Origin of the sequence: Mycobacterium sp. SMC-8 (assembly GCF_025263565.1) — a bacterium.
Classification (GTDB): Bacteria; Actinomycetota; Actinomycetes; order Mycobacteriales; family Mycobacteriaceae; genus Mycobacterium.
On the sequence record NZ_CP079865.1, the window covers coordinates 5791544 to 5814730 of the forward strand.

Consider the following 23187-nt stretch of genomic DNA (forward strand, 5'->3'; position numbering starts at 1 on the left):
TTAGTGGAGGCTACCTTATATTCGGGTCACCGAAAACTCCTACCCAGAGCGGCGATTTTGACTGATGAGCACCGGATTCTCGACCGAGCAGGGCGACAACCTCACGGACCTGGCGTACGGCTTCGTGCCGTTCCCCGAGGACAGAGCCGAGACCTACCGCAACGCCGGGTACTGGACGGGTCGGTCCCTGGACTCGATCCTGACCGACGCCGCGGCCTCGTGGCCCGACAAACCGGCGATCATCGACTCCGCCGAGAGCTATACGTTCGCCGAGCTCGACGCGATCGCCGACCGAGCCGCCGCCGGTTTGTCCGCTCTGGGCGTCCGTCCGGGCGACCGCGTGCTGCTGCAACTGCCGAATTCGTGCCAGTTCGCCGTCGCCCTGTTCGCCCTGTTGCGTGCCGGGGCGGTGCCGGTGATGTGCCTGACCGGCCATCGCACCGCCGAACTGGGTCACTTCGCGGAGGTCAGTGGCGCCGTCGCGATCATCGTCGGAGACCAGGCCGGCGGATTCGACTACCGGGGGATGGCCGCCGCCCTGGCCGCCGAACACCCGGCGTTGCGGCATGTGATCGTCGACGGCGCATCCGGACCGTTCGTCTCGTGGGCGGCGATCCGCGACCATGCCGGCCCACTGCTCGAGCGTCCGCGGATCGACCCCGGCCTGCCCGCGCTGCTGCTGGTCTCCGGCGGCACCACCGGCCTACCGAAACTCATCGCGCGCACCCACGACGACTACGTCTACAACGCCACCGCCTGCGCCCAGGCCTGCCAGATGAACGGGGACGACGCCTATCTGGTCGCGCTGCCCGCCGGACACAATTTTCCGCTGGCCTGCCCCGGCCTGCTCGGCTCGATGACGGTCGGCGCGCCGACGGTGTTTACCGCCGACCCCAGCCCCCAAAACGCGTTCGCGTTGATCGACAAGTACCGGATCACCGTCACCGGACTGGTCAACGCGCTGGCCAAGCTGTGGGCGCAGGCATGTGAGTGGGAGCCGGTACTGCCGAGTTCGCTGCGGTTCGTCCAGGTCGGCGGATCCCGCATGAGCCCGGAAGAGGCCCGATTCATCCTCGACCGGCTGACCCCTGGCATGTCGCAGATCTTCGGGATGGCCGAGGGGATGCTGAACTTCACCCGGCCCGGAGACCCGGAGGACGTCGTCGTCCACACCCAGGGCCGGCCGATGTCCCCACACGACGAGATGCGCGTCGTCGACGAGAACGGCGACGAGGTGGCACCCGGGGAGGAGGGCGAGCTACTGGTCCGCGGACCGTACACGCTCAACGGTTACTACCGGGCCGACGACGCCAACGCCCGCTCGTTCTCCCCGGACGGCTTCTACCGCACCGGCGACCGGGTTCGGATCTTCTCCGAGGGCGCACGCGCCGGGTACGTGGAGGTGACCGGCCGGGTCAAAGACGTGATCCACCGCGGTGGCGAGACAGTGTCGGCGACCGACCTCGAAGACCACCTGCACACCCACCCGGCGATCTACACGGCTGCCGCCGTGGCGCTCCCCGACGAGTATCTCGGCGAGAAGATCTGTGCGGCAGTGGTTTTCCTCGGTGCGCCGATCACGCTGGCCGAGCTGAACGCGTTTCTCGACGGGCGCGGTGCGTCCAAGCACGCACGCCCCGACGTGCTGACCCCGGTGCGATCGTTGCCGATGACGGCGGTGGGCAAGGTCGACAAGAAGCAGTTGGTCGCGCAGTTGACGTCCTGACACACACGTCGGCCCGGCATTTATGGCCGTGCCAGGCCGCATCCGGCCGTGTCGTTCAGCGCGGGGCCCGCAGCGTCGCGTCCAAACTCGACATCAGCTGGGCGACGCGGCTCCTGCCGGCCGGCGCCGGAGGGTAACGACACAGGACGTCAATCAGCTCGGGCGTCGCACGCTGCCGCGCTCTCCGGATCGCGGAGATGGCAGCGTCAGGGTCGCCGCCGGCGTTGATCTCGGCTACCCGTGCGGCGTTCGCGGCGGCACGCAGAATGTGGCCCACCTGATGCGGTCGGGCGATGGGATGAAGATAGGCAGCGGATGCGGCGTCCCCTGCTGCCTGTGCGGCCAGGCGCGCCACCTCCTCGGATGCCTCCCGGCCCGCGCGGTGGGCTTCCAGCGAGGCGACGCGCTGCTGCTTCGTCCTGGGCGCGCCATGAACGAAGCGCCAGGCGGCAGCGATGGCGTTCCTCGGCCTGCAGTCGCGGGGATCGGCGTCCTCGAACATCGGCAGGAGCTCTTCGGCGGTCTCGGCGACGAAGCGAGCCACGCTACGCAATTCGCTCATCGACAGTTCGAAGTCGCCCGATGCCACGCCCGCGCCTTCCCCCACTTGCTACTTGTGACGTCCCGTCATCAGGACAATGCCACGTGGCGGTCCGTGGAACGGCTTTTCGTCGCCGATGATCACGGTTGCCGTAAGCGGCGCAAGAATCCTCCATGGATCTCTTTTCACACCCTGCCGGGACGCTTTTTGTCGGTGGTTCGCACTAGTGTTCGATATATGGAGCTGGTGTCCGAGGCAGTGGGGGCGATCGCTGAGCAGATCGGTGTGCTGTCCAAGGCCGCCGATGAGCTGACCCATAGTGAGTTGGTCGGGCTGCTGGCCGAGTTGACCAGGGTGCTGCGGTCGGTCCCGGCGCTGGAGCACAAGGTGTTGGCCCGGTTGATCGAGGAGACCGAGCCGCACCGGCTCGGGGAATCGTCGTGGAAGGGCGTGCTGACCACCGCGCTGCGGGTCAGTGGCGCCGAGGCGGGACGGCGGTTGCGACGGGCCAAAATGCTGGGGCCGCGGCGGGCGATGACGGGCCAGCCTCTTGCGCCGCTGTGGGGAGCCACCGCCGCCGCCCAGGCTCAGGGCCTGTTGGACGAAGAGCACATCACGGTGATCGCGAGGTTTCACCAGAAGCTGCCCGCGTGGGTGGATGTGGACACCCGTGCGGCCGCCGATGCGCACCTGGCCGGCCTGGGCTCGGGTCTAGGCCCTGAGGAGCTCGATGCGGCGGCGGGGCGGTTGTTGATGATGATCGATCAGGACGGCCCTGAACCCGCCGACGACGAGGTGGCCCGGAAACGGTGGGTGAGGGTCGGCAAGCAGCAGCGTGACGGGTTTCGCAAGATCAGCGGCTACCTGGACGCCGAACTGGGCGCCTACTTGGAGGCGACCCTGGCCAAGGAGGCCGCCCCCGGGGCCAACATGCCCGACCAACAGCCCGGTGAGGAGCCGGCCGAGTCATCCGCCGGGGCGGGCCCGGAGACGGGTCGGGATACCCGCACCGAGGGGCAGCGCAATCACGACGGCTTCAAAGCCCTGCTGCGCCGCACCCTGGAATCCGGGACACTCGGCAGCCATAACGGGTTACCGGTGACCGTGATCGTCTCGACCACCCTGCAGGAGCTGGAAAAGGGGGCCGGGGTGGCGGTCACCGGCGGCGGATCATTGCTGCCGATGCCCGATCTGATCCGGATGGCCGCCCGCGCCCATCACTATCTGTACGTCTTTGACGAGCACACCGGTCAAAGCCTGTATCTGGGTCGGGCCCAACGGCTGGCCAACGCCGCCCAGCGGATCGTCCTGCACGCTCGTGATCGTGGCTGCACCCGGCCCGGCTGCACCGTGCAGGGGTACTGGTGTCAGGTTCATCATGCGGTCGCGGACTGGAAAAACGACGGCCAAACCGACATCGACGACCTCACCCTGGCCTGCGGACCGCACAACCGGATGATCGAAACCACCGGCTGGACCACAAGCAAGAACGCCAGGAACCAGACCGAATGGCTCCCACCACCAGGGCTCGATACAGGCCGGCACCGCACGCAGCTGGTCAATGGCTACCACCACCCCGAACACCACCTACTCCCCGAAGACGACCAAGGACCGTAGCGCTCACCGAGGCAGGAGCCGAGCCTTGGTGCGACAGGATGATCTCGCTGCCGAAAGATCAGGCGACGTCGGCTTTTTCGGTGTGCGGCGCGAGCAGCTCGACGATCCGGTCGATCACAGCCGCTGCCGTCGGGTGCTCCCAGAGCAGTGTCGGAGGCAGCGACAGACCTGTGCGCTTCTCCAACGCGCGCCGCAGCGCGACCGTCATGATCGAGTCGACGCCGGCCTCCACCAACGGAACCCGCAGATCCACATCAGTTGCCGACAGCCCGAGTTCAGCAGCCACCGCTTCGACGACCTGCTCCGCCACCCACTCGCCCAGCTCGGCTTCGCCGGGTCCGATGGGCACGGCCTCACCCACTTCCGCATCCACGGTCGGTGCGACATCAGCCAGGATCGGCACCGCCGCGGCCTCGGGAAGCAGGGGTAGCACAACCACATTCGGGTCGTCGCCCCGCATGGCCGAGTCCAGCGCCCGCATCGCGTCGTCGGCGCCGACAGTCCCCATACCGAGCGCTTCGAGCTGTGCTGCGACGAATCCCGACGTCGATCCCATACCCAGACCGCGCCACGCCGTCCACGCGACGCTGACCGTGTTGTCCCCGAGGCTGCGGCGATGTCTGGCCATCGCGTCCAGGAACGCGTTGGCGCACGCATACGCACCCTGCCCGGGGAAGCCGGCCAGGTAGCCGCACGACGAGTACAGCACCATCCAGTCCAACTGCTCGGGCGGGAACAACTCGTGCAACGCCAGAGTGCCCGACACCTTCGGGCGCATCGTGGTCCGCAAATCATCTGCAGACGTATTCAGCAGCAGCGCACCGGCTTCCACACCGGCCGCATGGACCACGCCCCGTACGGGCGGCAGGTCGGCCAGCACCGCACGCAGCTGATCGACGGCGCCCGAAGCCCCGATGTCGATCGAGGCGACGTGCACGGACACGCCGCGCTCCTCCAGCGCGGACACCGCGCGAACCGCTTCCGTCGGCGTCTTGGCCCACATTCTGCGATGCGGCATCCCTGAGCGCGACAACAACACCAGCCGGCGTGCGCCGAGGTCGGCGAGGCGTTGCGCGACCCGCAGCCCCAACGCCCCGGTGCCGCCGGTCACCAGATATGTTCCGCCGGGCGTGCACGTCATCGGCGCTCCGCCGGGCATGGACGTCTTCGGTGCACCGTTGGCCCGCGCATGCGTCAGTCGGGCGGTCAACGCGACACCATCGCGGACCACCACGACGCCGTGGCCGGGCAGCGACGCCAGCACACCGAGCGGCACCTTCCCGTCGGCGAGGTCGAGTACGCCGCCCCACAGATGCGGATGTTCGGCCGCGGCAACGCGCGACATGCCCCACAACGGTGCGTGCACCAGGTTGGTACCCTCGTGCACGTTTCGGGTGAGAACCCACAGACGCGCCTGAGAACCGTTGCCGTTGAGTCGTTTCACGGTGTCGAGCACCTGCTCGGCCGCAGCCTCCGGCGAATCTGCTCGCGGCAGCAGCAGCACCACCGAGCGCGGGCCGGCGTCGCCGGGCACCTGCTCGACGCTGTCGTAGACGCGATGCGCAACCCCGGCGTCATCGAGGGACCGCAGCACCGCGTCGCATTCGGAGCCCACGACGGCGACCTCAGCCGGTCGGTCGCCGACGTCGAACGCGGTTTCGTGCCATGCGATGTGGTGCAGCATCCGGGACGTGTCCGCACCCCCGGCGTTTTCCAGCTCCTCGAACGTCATCGCCGTCAGCGACGCACGCACCGCTCCCGACTCGTCGGCGATCGCGACGTCGGTCGTGGTGCCCTCCCGTCGACGCACATGCAGCAGGGCCACGGCCGGTGGCTCGCCACAGACGTGGACGCGGTCGATGCGTGCCGGCATCCGCAGCCGGGGCGGGCCGTCGAATACCGTGGATGCCGCCGACGTCGCCGCGTCCAGCAGCGCAGCCCAGGAACGCGGCGCCGAGCCGTCTGAGGTGGCGCTCACACGCACGAGCAGTTCGCCTGCACCACAGCGCATCTCGCGCACCTGCCAGTCGAAGCCCATCGCCGCGACACCGAGTGTCCCGAGCGTGTCGACGACGTGGCCGGGCGGCAGCTGCTCGGAACAGCGGTCCCAGGTGGCGGCGTGGATGCCGCCGCTCATCAACTCGTTGAGCTCGCCGGCGAAGTCCTCGTCGGTCGCCGCGACGGCGCTGCTGTGGGTGAGCCATCCGGACTCGTCGCCGCTGTCGTCGTCGGTGAGTCGCGAGGAGATCCGCAGCGAGCGGTCCTGGAGCACCACCTGGATGTCGCGGGCCCGCCCCGGCGGCACGGGGGTGCGCAGCCGCACGTCGGTGAGGCCCGATCCCGCCGCGGTCAGGAAGGTGTTCAACAGCACGGCGGCGGGGATGATCTCGGTGTTCTGTACCGGATGGTCACCGGGGTAGGGCCGGTTGTCCATGTCGAGCCGGGTCTGCCACACCCGAGCGGGCACCTCCCCGGTCACGTCGACGGCGCCGCCGAGCAGCGTGTGGGACGCGGGATCGTGCAGCGCCCGGGTATTGGGCGGCGGAGTCGGAGTGCGCCAGAACCGGCGGTGCTGCCACTGCGTGCCCGGAAGGTCGGCCCACCGCATGGCCGGCGTGAACCCGTGCGCGATCGGTGCTCCGTGGCAGTACAGCGCGCCGACCGCGGCGCCGACGGCCTGCCGCTCGGGGTGGTCACGCCGCATCATCGGCACCACGGCGTGGTCGTCCATGCCCAGGCTGGTCAGTGTCTCGACGATCGAGTGGGCGACCACCGGATGGGCCGACACCTCGAGGAACAGACGGTGCCCGTCCTGGCCGGCCGCCTGCACGGCTTCTGCGAAGCGCACCCGCCCGCGCAGGTTGGCCACCCAATAATCCGGATCACGCGCCGCATCCGAGCGGGGGTCCGGCAGCGCCGTCGTGTACAGCGGCACCCGGGCCCGGTCCGGCTCGGGCAGCGTCGCGACCAGTCGCGCGAGCTCACCGGTGAGAGCGTCCATCGCCGGGCTGTGGAACGCCACGTCGGTGTTGACTCGGCGCACCGTCATCCCTTCGGCCGTCCACGCCTCGACGATCTCGTCCACCGCGGCCACCGTCCCGGAGATCACGGTGGTCTCCGTCGACGCGCTGATCGCCGCAACCACATCGGTGCGTCTCGCCAGCCGGCGGTCGGCTTCACCGAAAGGCAAGCGCACCAACGCCATTGCGCCCTGCCCGGCGACCGCCCGGAATCCCCGGGCGCGGTAGCACGCGATCGACGCGCCGTGTGCCAGGCCGAACACCCCGGCGACCACACACGCCGCCACCTCACCCACCGAATGGCCGATCACCGCGGCCGGTTCGACCCCGCGCTTGCGCAGCAGCGCCGCGAGCCCGACCTGCATCGCGAACGTGAGCGCCTGCACCCGCGCGGTGTCCCCCAGCACTCCGGTGGTCAGCGCCTCGCGCGCGGAGAAGCCGAGTTCCCGGCCGAACACCCGGTCGACCTCGTCGACTGTCGCTGCGAAAACCGGTTCGGTGGCGATCAACTCGCGGCCCATGCCGGCCCAGTGCGATCCGTGCCCGGAGAACACCCACACCGCACCGTCCTGCGCATTGGGCACGACCGATCCCGTCACGACCCGCGGATCCCGCTGCTGGGCGGCCAGCGCATCCAGTGCGTCGACGGGCGCGTGCACGTCCTCGGTGAGCACCGCAGCCCTGACTTGTTCGTGGGCTCGACGGGTCCACAACGTGGCGGCCACTTCGTCGGTCGGGATCTGCGCGGTGCGCAGGTGCTCTGCCAGGGCTCCTGCCTGGGCGTGCAGACGCGGCTCCGAGCGCGCTGACAGCGGGATGAACTCCGCTGTGCCGCCGCTGGTTTCGCCGTCGGCAGCGGCGGGCGCCTCTTCGAGCAGGACGTGTGCGATGGTGCCGCCATAGCCGTAGCTGCACACCGCGGCGCGCCGCGGCTCGGGCCCCCGTGGCCACGGTTCGGCTTCGATGGGCACCCGCAATCCGCTGCTGCCCCAGTCGACGGCGGTGGTGAGCGTACGGACCCCTGCGGTGGGCGGCAGTTCTTCGTGGTGCAGCGCCAGCGTCGCCTTGATCAACCCGACGACGCCGGCCCCGCCCTCGAGGTGTCCGGTGTTGGGTTTGACCGAACCGATTGCGCATGGACGCTCACCCCGGCCTCGGCCGTAGACGGCCGACAGTGCCGAGATCTCGACGGGATCGCCGGTGGGCGTGCCGGTCCCGTGCGCCTCCAGGTAGTCGACACTGGCGGGGTCGATGCCGGCGGCGCGGCAGGCGAGCCGGAACAGGTCCGCCTGGGCCTGCCCGTTGGGCGACATGATGCCGACGGTCCTGCCGTCCTGGGCGACCGCGCCGCCGCGCACCACCGCGAGCACCCGGTCGCCGTCGCGGACGGCGTCGGACAGTCGCTTGAGCACGACCACCGCGGCGCCCTCGCCGCGGCCGTAACCGTCGGCGGAGTAGTCGAAGGTCTTGCAGCGTCCGTCGGGTGCGGTGGCGCCGGCGACGTCGAGCACCCGCGTCAGGCCGGGACCGATGAGGGCGCTCACCCCACCGGCGAGCGCCAGCGAGGTCTCACTGTCGCGCAGTAGCTGGCAGGCCTGATGCACCGCCACCAGCGACGCCGCGCACGCCGCATCGAGCGCGACGCTGGGCCCGCGCAGATCCAGCAGATGGGACACCCGGTTGGCCACCCCGCACAGCGATGTGCCGATCCCGGTCCACGCCTCGATACCGGCGATGTCTTCCATCAGCAGCTTGCCGTAGTCGTCGGAGTTGACACCCATCAGCACCGCGGTGTCGCTGCCCGCCAGCGAGCGCGGTGGGATGCCGGCATGTTCGAGCGCCTCCCATGACACCTCGAGTGCCATGCGTTGCTGCGGATCCATCAGCTCGGCTTCGCGCGGCGAGACGCCGAAAAACTCGGCGTCGAAGCCGGGGAGGTCGTCGAGGAAGGTCCCCCATCGCGTGGTCTCCCGCAGCAGCGCGGCGTTGCGCGGGTCGCGGTGCAGATAGGGCTCCCAGCGTTCGGCAGGCACCTCGGTGACCTTGCTGCCTCCTGCGAGCAGGAACGACCAGAAGTCCCGCGCCGTGGTGATGTCACCCGCAAGCCGGCAGCCGATGCCGACCACGGCGATCGGCGCGGGTGCGGCGGTCCCGTTCGGCGCCGAGGCCGGACTGGGGGCATAGGTGTGGGTAGCCTGCCCTAACCCTGGCGTCGACATGCCGGACATCCTGGCACAGCAGGTTTGCTCCCAGGGAGGTACCCGGACGTTTCGAGGCGATTCCCGGGGCGGGCTCGATCACCGATGCGGTGGTGGCTGCGCTCCCGGGTCCTCGGGATCGACCTCGACCGCGTACGACGTGATCGTCGTGATCTGCTCGCCGGCGAACTCGTAAACCGCGCAGCTGGCCACCGCGGTCACGCCGTCGGGCCTCACGTAGCGGGCGATGGTGTCGACGGCAACGACGTCACCACCGGCGGCCGTGACGCGGCGGTCGAACTCCACCGCCGTGCCCTTCAGGCTCTCCATGGTGTCCTGGCAGGTGCGCCGGACCGCGTCGGCGCCTTCGAGCACCATGCCGCCGACGATCGTCCACCTGACGTCCCGGGCCAGGTGCTTGAGCGCGTGCTCGAAACGGTGCTCGGAGAACGCACGGGCCACCGCGGCGGAGTCGAAAGCCATGCGCACGACCGTAGCGGCCCGGGCAGTCGGCACGGTATGACTGGAGCTATGAAACTGTCCGGCGTCGGCCTGTGGAGTTCGCAACTGCGGTACGGAAATCCGGACGAGGCGGCCGAAGCCGCCGCCGAGCTCGACGAGCTCGGTTTCACGGCCCTGTGGATCCCCGACGTCGGTGGACCGGTGTTCGACTCGGTGGAGAATCTGCTGTCGGCCACCCAGAAGACGGTCATCGCCACCGGCATCCTGAACCTCTGGATGCACGAACCCGCCGAGGTCGCGGATCGCTACGCCACGCTCACCGAGGCCCACGGCGAGCGGTTCCTGCTCGGCATCGGCGTCAGCCACGCACCGCTGATCGACTCGAAAGAGCCGGGCCGGTACCGCAAGCCGCTGGCCGCCACCAAGGCCTTCCTCGACGGCATCGACGCCTCGCCGCGGCCGGTGCCGACGGCCAACCGGGTGCTGGCCGCGCTCGGCCCGAAGATGCTGCAGCTCTCGGCGACGCGCGCCGGCGGCGCGCACCCCTACCTGACCACGCCCGAGCACACCCGGCAGGCCCGCGGGGTGCTGGGCGCCGGGCCGATGCTGTTGCCCGAGCAGACCGTGATGCTGACCGAGGACCGCGACCAGGCCCGCGAGGTAGGCACCCAGTGGCTCACGTCGTACCTGGCGCTGCCGAACTACGCGAACAACCTGCTGCGGCTCGGCTTCACCGAGGAGGACCTGACCTCGGTGAGTGACCGGGTGTTCGACGCGCTGATCGCCTGGGGTGACGAGGACGCGGTGCGCCGGCGGGTGCGGGAGCATATGGATGCCGGCGCCGACCACGTCTGCGTGCAGGTGCTGACCGCGGATCCGCGGGAGTTCCCGCGCGAGCAGTGGCGCAGGCTCGCCGACGCGCTGCTGTAGTCAGCTCAGCAGGTCCCGCACCACCGCATCGGCCAGCAGCCGTCCCCGGTCGGTGAGCACCAGCGCCTCCCCGTCGGCGCGCAGCAACCCGTCCGCGACGGCGCGTTCGGCGCGGTCGCGTTCCTCGGCAGACAGCACGTGCACCGGCAGACCGGTGCGCAACCGCGCCCGCAGCATCACGTCCTCGACGTGCGAGGTGTCCGTGTCCAAGCGCTCGAAGTCCGCGACCGGCAGGCCGCCGTCGTCGAGCACGGCCGCATAAGCGTTGGGGTGCTTGACGTTCCACCATCTGGTGGAGTCGACGTAGCCGTGCGCGCCGGGGCCGGCACCCCACCACTGGCCGCCGGCCCAGTAGCCGATGTTGTGCCTGCACTCCCCGCCCGGGCGGCTCCAGTTCGACACCTCGTACCAGTCGAAACCGGCGTCGGCCAGCCGCCGGTCAAGTAGTTCGTAGCGGCGGGCCAGCACGTCGTCGTCGGGGGCCGGGAGTTCACCGCGACGCACCCGGCGGGCCAGCGCGGTGCCGTCCTCGACGATCAGCGCATAGGCCGACACGTGGTCGACGCCGGCCTGGACCGCCGCGTCGACCGAGCGCAGCAGGTCGTCGTCGGTCTCCCCCGGCGTGCCGTAGATCAGATCCAGGTTGACGTGGTCGAAACCCGCCTCGCGGGCCTCCCGGGTGGCGTCGAGCGCACGGCCCGGGGAATGCACCCGGTCAAGCGCGGCCAGGACGTGCGGCGCGGTGGACTGCATGCCCAGCGAGATGCGCGTGTAGCCGGCGCGGCGCAGGCCGGCGAAGAACGCCGGCGACGTGGACTCCGGGTTCGACTCGGTGGTGACCTCGGCCCCGGACGCCAGCGTGAACTGGTCGCGCACCGCGTCGAGCACGGCGCTCAGTCCCGCCGCACCGAGCAGCGACGGCGTTCCGCCGCCGACGAACACCGTCTGCACGTCCGGCGGGTGCCCGAGGTGCGCAGCAGCCAGGCGCAGCTCGGTGCGCAGCGCGGCCAGCCAACCGTCGGGGTTGGCGCCGCCCAGTTCAGCCGGGGTGTAGGTGTTGAAGTCGCAGTATCCGCAACGCGCCGCGCAGAACGGCACATGGATGTACAACCCGAACGGGCGGCCCGGTACCGCCGTCATCTCAGGCAGCAGGGGCCGCTGCGCGGTGTCGGGAAGTGGTGTCACCTGCCCAGTCTTCCAGAGCGGGGTTTCGCTCAGCCTGAGCGCAAATATCGGCCGGTTAGGGTCGGTGTGGGTGTCCGTGGCACAATGGCCGACGTGACTGCCCACAGCTTCCCCCGCCGGGTCTCGCTGGTGGTGCGCCGTCATGTCGACTTCAAGCGCGTGTGCACCTGTTGTTGTCTGCCCTAGCTTGCGGATTCTGTAGGACCCAGCCCTAACCAACATCAGCTGGCCGACGGATCTGCGCCGCCGGACAGCCACCGGACTGACGCGCGATCTGAACGCCGGCTCCGACCAGGAGCCCGATCCATGACCACGACAAATGAAGCCGGCTCGCCGGCGGCAGCCACCAAACCCGCCAAGCCCGCCAAGCGACCGCGCGGCGAAGGCCAGTGGGCGCTCGGCTACCGCGAGCCGCTCAATCCCAACGAGCAGTCCAAGAAGGACGACAACCCGCTCAACGTGCGGGCGCGCATCGAGAACATCTACGCCAAGAACGGCTTCGAGAGCATCGACAAAGGTGACCTGCGCGGCCGGTTCCGCTGGTGGGGCCTCTACACCCAGCGCAAGCCGGGGTACGACGGCACCTGGACCGGCGACGAGAACACCGACATGCTCGAGGACTCGTACTTCATGCTGCGGGTCCGCAGCGACGGCGGCGCGCTGACGGCCAAGGCGCTGCGCACCCTTGGCGAGATCTCCACCGAGTTCGCCCGGGACACCGCCGACATCTCTGACCGGCAGAACATCCAGTACCACTGGATCCAGGTGGAGAACATGCCGGAGATCTGGCGGCGGCTCGACGAGGTCGGGCTGCAGACCACCGAGGCGTGCGGCGACTGCCCGCGCGTGGTGCTCGGCTCGCCGCTGGCGGGTGAGTCGCTCGACGAGGTGATCGACGGCACGCCGGCGGTCAACGAGATCGTCAAGCGCTACATCGGCAAGCCGGAGTACTCCAACCTGCCGCGTAAGTTCAAGACCGCGATCTCGGGCCTGCAGGACGTCGTGCACGAGGTCAACGACGTCGCGTTCATCGGCGTCAACCACCCTGAGCACGGTCCGGGCTTCGACCTGTGGGTCGGCGGCGGGCTGTCGACCAACCCGATGCTGGGCCAGCGGGTCGGGGTGTGGGTGCCGCTCGACGAGGTGCCCGACGTGTGGGAGGGCGTGGTCAGCGTCTTCCGCGACTACGGCTACCGGCGGCTGCGCTCCAAGGCCCGGCTGAAGTTCCTGATTAAGGACTGGGGCGTGCAGAAGTTCCGCGAGGTCCTGGAGACCGAGTACCTGAAGCGCCCGCTGATCGACGGGCCCGCTCCCGATCCGGTCACCCGGCCCATCGATCACGTCGGTGTGCAGAAGCTCAAGAACGGCCTGAATGCTGTCGGTGTCGCGCCGATCGCCGGCCGCGTCTCGGGCACCATCCTGACCAGGGTGGCCGACCTCGCCGAGGCGGCGGGCAGCGACCGGATCCGGTTCACGCCGTACCAGAAGCTGATCATTCTCGACGTTCCCGACGACAAACTGGACGAGCTGCGCGCCGGGCTGGACGCGTTGGGCCTGCCGTCGAGCCCGTCGCACTGGCGGCGCAACCTGATGGCGTGCACCGGCATCGAGTTCTGCAAGCTGAGCTTCGCCGAGACCCGCAGCCGCTCCCAGGTGCTGGTGCCCGAGCTGGAGAAGCGTCTGGAGGACATCAACGCCCAGCTCGACGTGCCGGTCACCATCAACATCAACGGCTGCCCCAACTCCTGCGCCCGCATCCAGATCGCCGACATCGGCTTCAAGGGCCAGATGGTTGACGACGGAAACGGCCCTGAGGAGGGCTTCCAGGTGCACTTGGGCGGCAGCCTGGGCCTGGACAGCGGTTTCGGCCGCAAGCTGCGCCAGCACAAGGTGCTCGCGACCGAGCTCGGTGACTACATCGAGCGTGTCGTGCGCAACTTCGTGAAACAACGCGAGGACGGCGAGCGTTTCGCGACGTGGGCGCTTCGCGCCGACGATGCGGATTTGAGGTGATGTGAGGTGACCGACCTGTTGACCGAAACCGATCTGCAGCAGCTGGCCGAGCGCGGTGCCGCTGAGCTCGGGCCGGACGCCACCGCCGAGGAACTGCTGCGCTGGACCGACGAGCACTTCGGATCCGCCGGCGGGGCGGCCGGTCGATCCGGCTACATCGTCGCCTCCAACATGCAGGACGCGGTGCTCGTCGATCTCGCGTCCAAGGTGCGTCCCGGGGTCGATGTGCTGTTCCTCGACACGGGCTACCACTTCGTCGAGACCATCGGCACCCGCGATGCCGTCGAGGCGGTCTACGACGTCAACGTCGTCAACGTGCGCCCCGAGCGCACGGTCGTCGAGCAGGACGCGGTGCTGGGCAAGAACCTGTTCGAGCGCAACGCCAACGAGTGCTGCCGGCTGCGCAAGGTGGAACCGCTGTCCAAGGCGCTGCAGGGCTACTCGGCGTGGGTGACCGGCATCCGCCGAGTGGAGGCGCCGACCCGCGCGAACGCGCCGCTGATCAGCTGGGACAAGGCGTTCGGCCTGGTGAAGATCAACCCGCTGGCGGCGTGGACCGACGAGGACATGCAGGCCTACATCGACGCCCACGGCATTCTGGTCAATCCGCTGGTCGACGAGGGATACCCGTCGATCGGCTGTGCGCCGTGCACCAACAAGCCGGTCGAGGGTGCCGATCCGCGCAGCGGTCGCTGGGCGGGCCAGTCCAAGACGGAATGCGGACTGCACGCATCGTGAGGTTCCGGTGACGCTGGTCCTGACCGCGCACGGCAGTGCCGACCCCCGGTCGGCGGTGACGGCGCGCGCGATCGTCGAATGCGTGCGGTGGCTGCGTCCGGGCCTGGATGCCCGAATCGCGTTCTGCGAGCAGAACTCTCCGAATCTGCGTGACGTGCTGTGCACGCTGCGCCGGCCCTCGGTTGTGGTGCCGCTGTTGCTGGCCGACGCGTACCACGCCCGGGTGGACATCCCCGAGATGATCGCGGACTCGGGCGCGAACGTCTGTCAGGCCGACGTGCTCGGCGAGGATGACCGACTGATTCACGTGCTGCGGCAGCGCCTGGAGCACGCGGGGATCTCGCGGCTGGATCCGAGCGTCGGGGTGCTGGTGACCGCGGTCGGTTCGTCCCGCGCGCAGGCCAATGCCCGCACCGCGACGGTGGCACGTGAGCTGACGCTGACCACCCGGTGGACCGCGACGACGGCGTTCGCCACCGGCCCGCAACCCACTCTCGCCGAGGCGGCCGACGAGTTGCGCCGCCGTGGCGCCACCCGGCTGGTCATCGCGCCGTGGTTTCTCGCGCACGGCCGGATCACCGACCGGGTCGCCGAATTCGCTGCGGCTCAGGGCATCCCGATGTCGGCGCCGCTTGGCGCGCACCGGCAGGTCGCCGCGACGGTGCTGGACCGTTTCGACGCGGCTCTCGCGGTGCACGCGGCCGCCTGACTCACAGCGCTTTCCCAGAGTCGGTACTGTGGGGGCGTCATCCCACCCGAGCAAGGACACGATGCCACCTCATAGACCCGGGGCGGTCGCATGCTGACCGCCGTTCTCGGAATTCTCATCGGCTTCCTGGTGGTGCTGGCGATCACCGCGCTGACCGGATACTTCGTCGCGCAGGAATTCGCCTACATGGCCGTGGACAGGTCGCGGCTCAAAGCTCGGGCCGAGGCCGGTGACCGCGCCGCCGCCCGTGCGCTGGCCGTCACCCGGCGCACCTCGTTCATGCTCTCAGGCGCGCAACTCGGCATCACCGTCACCGGACTGCTGGTGGGCTATGTCGCCGAGCCGCTGATCGGGCGCGGTTTCACGGTGTTGCTCGGCGGCGCCGGGATCCCGACGGCGATCGCCGTGGCGATCGGCGGCCTGGTTGCGATCACGGTGTCCACCGTCGTGCAGATGGTGTTCGGCGAGCTGTTCCCGAAAAACCTCGCGATCGCCCGCCCGGAACCGTTGGCTTGCCGGCTGGCGCTGTCCACCACGCTGTACCTGAAGCTGTTCGGCTGGCTCATCTGGCTGTTCGACCAGTCATCGAACCTGCTGCTGCGCGCTCTGCGCATCGAGCCCGTGCACGACGTCGAGCACTCCGCCACCCCGCGCGACCTCGAACACATCGTCGCCGCGTCCCGCGACGCCGGCGAGATCCCCGACGAACTGTCGGCGCTGCTCGACCGGATCCTCGACTTCCCCACCAGCACAGCCGAACACGCGATGATCCCGCGCTCGCGTGTGGACACCGTGTCCGCCGACGAACCGGTGGCCACCGTGCTGGCGCGGATGGCCACCGGCCACACCCGTTACCCCGTCACCGGCTCGAGTCCCGATGACGTGGTGGGCGTGATCGAGCTGCTGGACCTGCTGGGGCCGGTGCCCGCCACCGACACCGCGCAAGCACATTGCCGGCCGCCGGTGGTGGTGCCCGAGACGTTGCCGTTGCCCAACGTGGTGCGTCATCTTCAGCGGGCCGGGGCGGAGATGGCCATCGTCATCGACGAGTACGGCGGCTTCGCCGGCATCGTCACGATCGAGGACATCGCCGAGGAACTTGTCGGCGAGATCGACGACGAACACGACACCGACACCGAGGCCGACGTGATCGCCGACGGCGACGGCTGGCTTCTCGCCGGAGATCTCCCGCTGGACGAGGCCGAACGTACGCTCGGCGTCACCCTGCCGCCCGGTGACTACGAAACGGTTGCCGGCATGGTGATCGCACATGCGGAAGGACTGCCCGCCGTCGGCGACGAGGTCGTGATCCCGTTGCCCGCCGACCCGGCGGATCTGCGCGGCGACGGAGTGCCCCCGAAACGGTTGTTGAAGGCGCAGGTCCGCTCGATCGAGCGGCGCGTCCCGGCATCGGTGTTCGTGACCGTCTCCGAGGAGGCCGGCGATGAGTAGTCCGTGGGTCGTCGCCGCAGTCACGGTCGCGCTGATCGGCCTGAGCGCCTTCTTCGTCGCGGTCGAGTTCGCACTGATCGCCGCGCGGCGCAACCGGCTGGAGGATGCCGCGGCCACCAGCGCCGCCGCCCGCGCCGCGCTACGCAGCGCCGGCGAGCTCTCCCTGCTGCTGGCCGGCGCTCAGCTCGGGATCACCGTGTGCACGCTGCTCCTCGGTGCGATCACCAAACCCGCTGTGCACCACGCCATCACACCGCTCATTCGCGGTCTTGGCGCCCCGGTTTGGGCGGCCGATGTCGGCGGCTTCGTGCTGGCGTTGCTCATCGTGACGTTCCTGCATCTGGTGGTCGGCGAGATGGCGCCGAAGTCGTGGGCCATCGCCCATCCGGAACGGTCCGCGACGCTGCTCGCCCTGCCTATGCGGGGGTTCATGTTCGCGACCCGGCCGCTGCTGCGGGCGCTCAACCACGCCGCGAACTGGTGTCTGCGCCGCGTCGGTGTCACCCCGGTCGACGAACTGGCCGACAGCCAGGACCCCGACGCGCTGCGTCAGCTCGTCGAGCACTCGGCCACCGTCGGCACCCTCGACGAGCGCTATCACGCGAACCTGACCAGCGCGCTGGAACTGGAGGCGCTGACCGTCGGCGAACTGGCCCGCCGCGATGCCCAGTACAGCGAGGTGCCTGCCGACGCGACGCCCGCCGAGATTCAGCAGACCGCGTACAGGTCCGGCCATCTGCGGCTCCTGGTCCGCGACGGCGCAGCGGTGGTGGGCGTGGTCCATGTCCGGGACAGCCTGTCCACCACGGCCACCGCCCGCGAGCTGATGCGGCCCGTGCTGTCAGTTCCGGAGAGCACCCCGGTCTATGAGGCGCTGCGCCTGATGCGGGAGACCCGCAACCACCTGGTCGTGGTCGACGGCCCGTCGGGACGGGGGCTGCTGACGCTCACCGATCTGCTGTACCGGCTGTTGCCTGACGCCGCGTAAACGGTCAGGGCTGGACCTGGAAGATGTTGTTGAACGGTGTCTGTGCCGCCGCCCGGAACCGGCTGAAGCCGGCCTCCCGGACCACGTCCCGGATGCGTGCCGGACCGGCCTGGGTGCCCAGCGCCATCCCCACCGGCTGCGCCAACGACGACGGTGTGCACAGCAACGTCGAAAACCCGTAGTAGGCACGGCCGATCGGGTTGAGGTTGTCTTCCACCCGGTCGCCGGCCGCTGGTTCGACGATCATCCAGGTTCCGTCCTCGGCGATCACCTCGCGGACCCGGCGAGCCGCGCCGACCGGATCGCCCATGTCGTGCAGGCAGTCGAACATCGTCACCAAATCGTATGGCCCACCGCTGATCTCGTCGGCTGCGGCAACCTCGAAACTCACCTGCAGATCGGCGTGTGCCGCGCCGGCCCGCTGCCTGGCGGTCTCGATGGAGCCGGCGTGCACGTCGGTGCCGACGAAGACCGAGTTGGGGAACGCTTGTGCCATGAGCAGCGTCGAACCACCGTGGCCGCAGCCGACGTCCGCGACTCGGGCGCCGCCGGCAAGCTTGTCCGCCACCCCTTCCAGGGCCGGAATCCAGTCGTTGACGATGTGGCTCGCGTAGGTCGGCAGGAAGAACTTCTCGCAGCCGACGTGTACGTCGGAATTGTGTTCTCCCCAGCCCATTCCCGCCCCGGTGCGGGCCGCGTCGACGATTGTCAGGGCGTCGCGCAACGTCCCGTAGGCGAGTTGGAACAGCCCACCGACGAATGCGGGGCTGGTCTCGTCGTGTAGTGCCGTGGCCTGTTCCGGCGGGAGATGGTAGCGCCCTGTCGCCGGGTCGTACGCGACGAAACCACCGGCAGCCTGGGCGTTGAGCCATTCGCGGGCGTAGTGCTGGTCGGTGTGTGTGCGCTCGGCGAGTTCTGCTGGCGTGCTCGGTCCGTTCTTGACGAGGCTGCGGTAATAGCCGAGGCGCTGCCCCATCACCACCAGCGCGCAGTTCAGCGCCGCACCGGTTTCGTCGACCGCGCGCAGCACGAAACTCATCAGCCGGTCCGGATCGACCGAGGGCGTGGGCGTGGCGGGCGGAGATAGCGGAGATGTAGTCATCGTGGTGTCCTTTCTCCGGAGGGCTACACCACTCAGCATGAACCTGCGGACGCCGCAGCGGATCAGGGATGACTACCTGTTTCCAAGCGACCTTCCAGCCAACGGGCCTCCCCCGGCCGACGTGTCGGTTCGGCACGCGAGAGCCCGTTCAGCCGACGGGAACCGGGACGTCGTCGGGCAATGAAGGCACCCGGGTGGCGCGCACGTAGACGGTGTCGCCTTCCTTGAGTCCCAGCGCCTCGGCGTCACCGCGGGTGATCTGCGCCGTGAACGGCGTGTGCGTCGCGGCGTTGGTCAGCTCGACGCGGACCTCGAAGCCCAGCACCACGATCCGGTCGATGGTCGCGCGCGTCACGCCGGTGGACTGGGCGGAGCCGTCCGAGGTGGCGATCGCCATCTCCGGGTTGCGGCCCACCCGGATGTCGTGGGGCCGCACCAGCACCCCGTTGAGTGACGAGACCGCACCCAGGAAGGACATCACGAACGCGTTGGCCGGCCTGTCGTAGACCTCCGTCGGCGACCCGACCTGCTCGATGCGGCCCTTGTTGAGCACCGCGATCCGGTCGGCGACGTCGAGGGCCTCCTGCTGATCGTGGGTGACCAGCACGGTCGTCACGTGCACCTCGTCGTGCAGGCGGCGCAGCCAGGCCCGCAGGTCTTCACGGACCTTGGCGTCCAGCGCGCCGAACGGCTCGTCGAGCAGCAGCACCTCGGGATCGACGGCCAATGCGCGGGCCAGCGCCATGCGCTGGCGCTGCCCGCCGGAGAGCTGGTTGGGGTAGCGGCTCTGGAAGCCCGCCAGCCCCACCACCTGCAGCAGGTCGTCGACCCTGGCCTTGATCTCGGCCTTGGGCTTCTTGCGGATCTTCAACCCGAACGCGACATTGTCGCGCACCGTCAGGTGCTTGAACGCGGCGTAATGCTGGAACACGAAGCCGATTCCGCGCTTCTGCGGCGGGATGTGCGTGACGTCGCGGCCGTTGATGGTGATGGTTCCGGTGTCGGGCTCGTCGAGTCCGGCGATGGCGCGCAACAACGTCGACTTGCCCGATCCGCTGGGCCCGAGCAGCGCGGTCAGCGAACCCGCGGGCACCTCGAAGTCGATGTTGTCGAGCGCGGCGAAGTCGCCGTACCGCTTGTTGGCGCCGGTGACGGTGATCGCGTGGGTCATGCTGTCTGCTCCTATGGGCCTATTTTGCGGCGCGTGTCCGGCGGGCGTCGAGGATCACCTGGGCGATCAGGACGAGGACAGCCACGGTCATCAACAGGGTGGAGATCGCGTAGGCGCCGTATTCGGCGCCGCGGGTATACCGGTCGTGCACCAGCAGGGTGAGAGTCTGGGAAGAGCCGGGCAGGTTCGCCGCGACCATCAGCACCGCACCGAACTCGCCGAGGGTGCGGGCGATCGTCAACACGATGCCGTAGGTCAGCCCCCACCGGATCGACGGAAGCGTGATCCGCCAGAACGTCTGCCACCACTGTGCGCCGAGGGTGGCCGAGGCTTCCTCCTGGTCGGTGCCGATCTCATGGAGCACCGGTTCGACCTCGCGGATCACAAACGGGACCGTGACGAAGATGCTGGCCAGCACGATGCCGGGGAAACCGAAGATGATCTTCCAGCCGAAGCCGTTCTCCAGGAAACCGAAGAGTCCCGCCGACCCCCACAGCAGGATCAGCGCGACGCCGACCACGACCGGAGACACCGCGAACGGGAGGTCGATTATCGCCTGCAGGATGCTCTTGCCACGGAACCTGTTGCGGGCCAAGACCAATGCGGTCGGGACGCCGAACAGCACGTTGAGTGGCACCACGATCGCGACGACGAGCAGAGACAGATTCAGCGCCGAGATCGCCGCCGGGGTGCCGACCGACGCGAGAAACTCGCCGATGCCGGGTGCGAACGTCCGCCACAGGATCAGTCCGACCGGCACGACCACCAGCACGGCGACGTAGGTCAGCGCAACCCAGCGCAGCACATGGCGGACCAGCGGCGAGAGCGTCATGGCGCCAGAGCCTCCCGTTTCGCGGCCCGCGCACCGATGGCGCGCAGGATGAACAGGATCACGAAGGAGATCGCCAGCAGCACGATCGAGATCGCGGCGGCGCCGACCCTGTCGTCGTTCTCGATCAGGGTGCGGATCCATTGCGAAGACACCTCGGTCTCCCCGGGCACCGCGCCGCCGATCAGCACCACCGAGCCGAACTCACCGATGGCGCGGGAGAACGCCAGACCCGCACCCGACAACAACGACGGCAGCAGGGCAGGCAGGATCACCCGCGCCAGGATCGTGACGTTGTTCGCGCCCAATGAAGCCGCGGCCTCCTCCACCTCCCGGTCGAGTTCGAGCAGCACCGGCTGCACCGAGCGCACCACGAACGGCAATGTCACGAACAGCAGTGCGATACCCACACCCCACTTCGTGTGCTGCAGGTGGATGCCCACCGGGCTGGCGGGACCGTACAGCGCGAGCATCACCAGGCTGGCGACGATGGTGGGCAGCGCGAACGGCAGGTCGATCACCGCGTCGACCAGACGCTTGCCGGGGAACTCGTCGCGGGTCAGCACCCAGGCGACGATCAGGCCGAAGAAACCGTTCACGACGGTGACGCCGATGGAAATGGTGAGCGTCACCCGCAGCGACGCGAGCGCGGACGGCGACGTGACCGCCGACCAGAACGCCCCGAACCCACCCTCGGCGGACTGCCACACGATCGCGGCCAGCGGCAGCAGCACGATCAGCGACAGCCACATGGTGGCCGCCCCGACACGCAACGACGTGGAACCGTGGCTGCGATACCGCAGCCGCGAGGGCGGGCCCGAGCCACCGTCACCGGTGAGCTCGGGCCGGATCGATTCGGGATTCGGATCGACCACCCCGGAGAATGAGGTCATCCAGTGGCCTGCTTGTAGATCTTGGTGATGGTGCCGTTGTCCTTGTCGAACAGCTCGGCGTCGACCTTGGACCAGCCGCCGAGATCCTCGATCGTCCACAGCTTCTCCGGGGCCGGGAACTTGTCGGCGTATTCGGCGAGAACGCCCGGGTCGACCGGCCGGAAGTTGGCCTCGGCCCACAGCTTCTGCCCCTCCGGGGTGAACTGGAAGTCCACGAACGCCTGCGCCTTGTCCAGATGTTTGCTGGTGTTGACCACCGCGGTCGGGTTCTCGATCTTGAACGTCTCGGCCGGGTTGACATGCTCGAGGTCGAAGTTCAGCGCCTCGTTCTCATAGGCCAGCAGCACGTCGCCGCTGCCCTGCCGGAACACGTCGGTGGCCTCGCGGCCCGAGCCGGGACGCAGCTTGACGTGCTCGGTGACCAGCTTGTTGACGAAGTCGATGCCGGCCTGCGGGTCCTGGCCGCCATTGCTGGCGTACGCGTACGGCGCGAGCAGGTTCCACTTGGCCGCACCCGAACTCAGCGGGCTCGGCGTGATGACCTCGACGCCCGGCTTCAGCAGGTCGTCCCAGGTGCGGATGTTCTTGGGATTGCCGGGACGCACCGCGAAGCTGACCACCGAACCGAACGCGATGCCCTTGTTCGGACCGGCGTCCCAGTTCTCGTCGACCTTGCCGGCCTTGACCAGGCGGGTGATGTCGGGTTCGACGGAGAAGTTCACGATGTCGGCGGGCTTGCCGGCCTCCACCGCGCGCGACTGGTCACCGGACGCGCCGTAGGACCCGGTGACCGCGACGCCCTTGCCCTCCTCGGTGGCCGCGAAAGCCGGCGAGGTCTTCGACCAGCCCGGCTCCGGAACCGCGAACGCGACCAGGGTGAGCGTGGTCTCGGCGTTGGTGTCGCCGCCTTCCCCGCCGGCCACGTCGCTGGCGCCGCCGCCGCACGCTGCGAGGACCGTCGCGGAGACTGCCAACGCGGCGGCGGTGCGCCAGCGCTTCGTCGATTTCAGGGTGTTGTGCATGGATGGCCTTCCGGTGTCGGATTTCGGGGTGGACCGTTCCGGAAAGGCGGGTTCAGCGCTGAGACAGGTGTGCCACAGCAGTCACCGACACCGAGCCGTGAACGGGCAGAAAGTCAGCGACAACAACAGACATCAGCAACGGCACACAGACCCACGGCAATGAGAGCCACGATGTGGCCGCTCTTGTTGCCGGACGCCGATTGCATGGCGCGAAGCGTAACAGAGTTGCCGGACAGCGGCCGTGCGGGTCTTTTGTCACCCCGTCAGCGCGTGAGCAACCACATCACGATGACGAACACGATCAAAGCCACCAGGACCAGGGTGACCCGCGAACGCGGCATGCCGCTCATGCGTCGCCACCCTCTCTGTCGTCGTCGATGTGTCGGATCCGGTGCAGAATGCGGATGCCGTTGCCCAGCAGGCCGTCGAGCACCACGGCCACCACGTAGGCCAGCACCAACACCACCGGCATCACGACCACGGTCTGCGCGACGAACGGCAGACCGGACAGCCACAGCTCCACTCCGTCCCACCAGCTGAGGAAGCCGTCCATCCGGCCAGACTATGCGCCCGGGGGCCCGGCGAAACACC

The 23187-nt window shown here is 69.1% G+C and carries 19 protein-coding genes; 8 read left to right on the top strand and 11 right to left on the bottom strand.

The genetic code is table 11. The features are described from left to right. The first annotated feature begins 64 nt into the window (after positions 1-64). A complete protein-coding gene (locus tag KXD97_RS27835; RefSeq protein WP_260754143.1) occupies positions 65-1726 on the top strand; it encodes a (2,3-dihydroxybenzoyl)adenylate synthase in 1662 nt (553 codons plus the stop codon). Positions 1727-1781: 55 nt separating this feature from the next. On the opposite strand, the gene KXD97_RS27840 is transcribed toward KXD97_RS27835, so the two are convergent. Beyond that, positions 1782-2288 carry a putative immunity protein gene (locus KXD97_RS27840; RefSeq protein ID WP_260758185.1) on the bottom strand — a complete coding sequence of 169 codons (507 nt, stop codon included), beginning with the start codon at positions 2286-2288 and terminating at the stop codon, positions 1782-1784. A gap of 216 nt (positions 2289-2504) precedes the next feature. Here KXD97_RS27840 and KXD97_RS27845 point away from each other — a divergent pair, with 216 nt between their 5' ends. Next, entirely contained in the window at positions 2505-3884 is a 1380-nt protein-coding gene (locus tag KXD97_RS27845) for an HNH endonuclease signature motif containing protein (RefSeq protein ID WP_260754144.1), read from the top strand. 58 nt (positions 3885-3942) lie between these two features. Here KXD97_RS27845 and KXD97_RS27850 read toward each other — a convergent pair whose 3' ends face one another. Beyond that, positions 3943-9123 (bottom strand): type I polyketide synthase, encoded by a 5181-nt coding sequence (locus KXD97_RS27850; RefSeq protein ID WP_260754145.1) that lies wholly within the window; start codon positions 9121-9123, stop codon positions 3943-3945. Positions 9124-9201: 78 nt separating this feature from the next. After that, positions 9202-9585: a nuclear transport factor 2 family protein gene (locus KXD97_RS27855; protein WP_260754146.1), complete on the bottom strand. Its 384-nt coding sequence runs from the start codon at positions 9583-9585 to the stop codon at positions 9202-9204. Between the two features lie 48 nt (positions 9586-9633). Between KXD97_RS27855 and KXD97_RS27860 the strand changes: the two genes are divergently transcribed. Continuing rightward, entirely contained in the window at positions 9634-10494 is an 861-nt protein-coding gene (locus tag KXD97_RS27860) for an LLM class F420-dependent oxidoreductase (protein ID WP_260754147.1), read from the top strand. Here the strand turns inward: KXD97_RS27860 and hemW are convergent, their stop codons facing one another. Further along, complete coding sequence (gene hemW, locus KXD97_RS27865; RefSeq protein WP_260758186.1) at positions 10495-11634, bottom strand: radical SAM family heme chaperone HemW; 1140 nt, start codon at positions 11632-11634, stop codon at positions 10495-10497. Positions 11635-11985: 351 nt separating this feature from the next. On the opposite strand from hemW, the gene KXD97_RS27870 reads away from it, so the two are divergent. The 5 genes from KXD97_RS27870 (at position 11986) to KXD97_RS27890 (ending at position 17579) form a co-directional block, all read left to right on the top strand. Further along, positions 11986-13692: a nitrite/sulfite reductase gene (locus KXD97_RS27870; RefSeq protein WP_260754148.1), complete on the top strand. Its 1707-nt coding sequence runs from the start codon at positions 11986-11988 to the stop codon at positions 13690-13692. Between the two features lie 6 nt (positions 13693-13698). Continuing rightward, entirely contained in the window at positions 13699-14430 is a 732-nt protein-coding gene (locus KXD97_RS27875; protein WP_260754149.1) for a phosphoadenylyl-sulfate reductase, read from the top strand. Between the two features lie 7 nt (positions 14431-14437). Beyond that, complete coding sequence (locus KXD97_RS27880; RefSeq protein ID WP_260754150.1) at positions 14438-15139, top strand: sirohydrochlorin chelatase; 702 nt, start codon at positions 14438-14440, stop codon at positions 15137-15139. Positions 15140-15229: 90 nt separating this feature from the next. After that, the gene (locus KXD97_RS27885; RefSeq protein ID WP_260754151.1) at positions 15230-16591 is read left to right on the top strand and encodes a hemolysin family protein; all 1362 of its coding nucleotides are present in this window, start codon (positions 15230-15232) and stop codon (positions 16589-16591) included. Continuing rightward, positions 16584-17579: a CNNM domain-containing protein gene (locus KXD97_RS27890; RefSeq protein ID WP_260754152.1), complete on the top strand. Its 996-nt coding sequence runs from the start codon at positions 16584-16586 to the stop codon at positions 17577-17579. The genes KXD97_RS27885 and KXD97_RS27890 overlap by 8 nt, the downstream gene beginning before the upstream one ends. A 4-nt stretch (positions 17580-17583) precedes the next feature. Here KXD97_RS27890 and KXD97_RS27895 read toward each other — a convergent pair whose 3' ends face one another. The 7 genes from KXD97_RS27895 to KXD97_RS27920 form a co-directional block, all read right to left on the bottom strand. Further along, complete coding sequence (locus KXD97_RS27895) at positions 17584-18681, bottom strand: class I SAM-dependent methyltransferase (RefSeq protein ID WP_260754153.1); 1098 nt, start codon at positions 18679-18681, stop codon at positions 17584-17586. A 148-nt stretch (positions 18682-18829) separates the two neighbouring features. Further along, on the bottom strand, positions 18830-19852 hold the full coding sequence (locus tag KXD97_RS27900; protein ID WP_260754154.1) for a sulfate/molybdate ABC transporter ATP-binding protein: 1023 nt from the start codon (positions 19850-19852) through the stop codon (positions 18830-18832). A gap of 19 nt (positions 19853-19871) precedes the next feature. Beyond that, on the bottom strand, positions 19872-20684 hold the full coding sequence (gene cysW, locus KXD97_RS27905) for a sulfate ABC transporter permease subunit CysW (RefSeq protein ID WP_260754156.1): 813 nt from the start codon (positions 20682-20684) through the stop codon (positions 19872-19874). Beyond that, the gene (gene cysT, locus KXD97_RS27910; RefSeq protein ID WP_260754157.1) at positions 20681-21574 is read right to left on the bottom strand and encodes a sulfate ABC transporter permease subunit CysT; all 894 of its coding nucleotides are present in this window, start codon (positions 21572-21574) and stop codon (positions 20681-20683) included. Before cysT ends, cysW begins: the two co-directional genes overlap by 4 nt. After that, on the bottom strand, positions 21571-22596 hold the full coding sequence (locus KXD97_RS27915; RefSeq protein WP_260754158.1) for a sulfate ABC transporter substrate-binding protein: 1026 nt from the start codon (positions 22594-22596) through the stop codon (positions 21571-21573). Before KXD97_RS27915 ends, cysT begins: the two co-directional genes overlap by 4 nt. 113 nt (positions 22597-22709) lie before the next feature. Continuing rightward, complete coding sequence (locus KXD97_RS33405) at positions 22710-22802, bottom strand: Ms4533A family Cys-rich leader peptide (protein ID WP_356948658.1); 93 nt, start codon at positions 22800-22802, stop codon at positions 22710-22712. A gap of 140 nt (positions 22803-22942) precedes the next feature. Next, a complete protein-coding gene (locus KXD97_RS27920; protein WP_260754159.1) occupies positions 22943-23149 on the bottom strand; it encodes a hypothetical protein in 207 nt (68 codons plus the stop codon). Positions 23150-23187 lie beyond the last annotated feature (38 nt).